The sequence below is a fragment of the Bacteroides cellulosilyticus DSM 14838 genome, from assembly GCF_000158035.1.
In the GTDB taxonomy this organism is placed as follows: Bacteria; Bacteroidota; Bacteroidia; order Bacteroidales; family Bacteroidaceae; genus Bacteroides; species Bacteroides cellulosilyticus.
This window is the reverse complement of the sequence record NZ_EQ973551.1, coordinates 1-854: the sequence shown is the minus strand read 5'-3', so window position 1 is coordinate 854 and position 854 is coordinate 1. Positions and strand designations below refer to the sequence as shown.

General features: G+C 44.0%; 1 protein-coding gene. It reads left to right on the top strand.

Annotation, left to right across the window (positions count from 1 at the left end):
• The coding region (locus tag BACCELL_RS25630) for a sodium ion-translocating decarboxylase subunit beta (protein WP_044154450.1) at window positions 1–566 on the top strand (566 nt) is incomplete at its 5' end.
• Window positions 567–854: the final 288 nt, after the last annotated feature.

The window sequence follows — 854 nt, the reverse complement described above, 5'->3', positions numbered from 1 at the left end:
GCCTGCGTGCCATCAAGATGACTTCAAAGAAAGCTCCCAAGAATTATGATGCCAAAGTGAAACTGGCATTTTCGGCTGTACTGTGTGCGGTGCTGTGTTTCCTGTTCCCGGTAGCTTCACCGCTGTTCTTCTCCCTCTTCCTGGGAGTGGCTGTACGTGAATCGGGTATGAAGCATATCTATGATTTCGTCAGTGGTCCGCTGCTTTATGGTTCTACATTTATGCTGGGCGTATTGCTGGGTGTGCTTTGTGACGCGCACTTGTTACTTGATCCGAAGATTCTGAAACTGCTGGTATTGGGTATAGTGGCATTATTGCTTTCCGGTATCGGCGGCATCATGGGTGGATACATCATGTACTTTATCAAGAAGGGAAATTATAATCCGGTGATCGGAATTGCCGCCGTCAGTTGTGTACCCACTACGGCTAAAGTGGCTCAGAAGTTGGTGAGCAAAGATAATCCGGACTCGTTTATCCTGGGAGATGCCTTGGGAGCGAATATTTCCGGGGTTATCACTTCGGCCATTATTACGGGTATTTATATTACGATTATCCCATATCTTTAAAGAGGTGAGGGAAAGTTGAACAGAGAGCAACTTGTTCATTTCGGACGGGTTATGAACTAAATGATAAATAATCTTTTAGACGCAGATGACACGGATGACGCGGATCTTTTTTTATAGCGCAGCCTTTTAAATCCGCGTTATCCGCGTCATCCGCGTCTAAAAAATAATATACCGAATGGCGCTAATCACTTATCACTAAACACTTTTGTTCTTTTCTTTTCCGGTATGAATATAATTTTAGGCGCGGATTACGCGGATTACACGGATTCTTTTTCTGTAATATAGTGT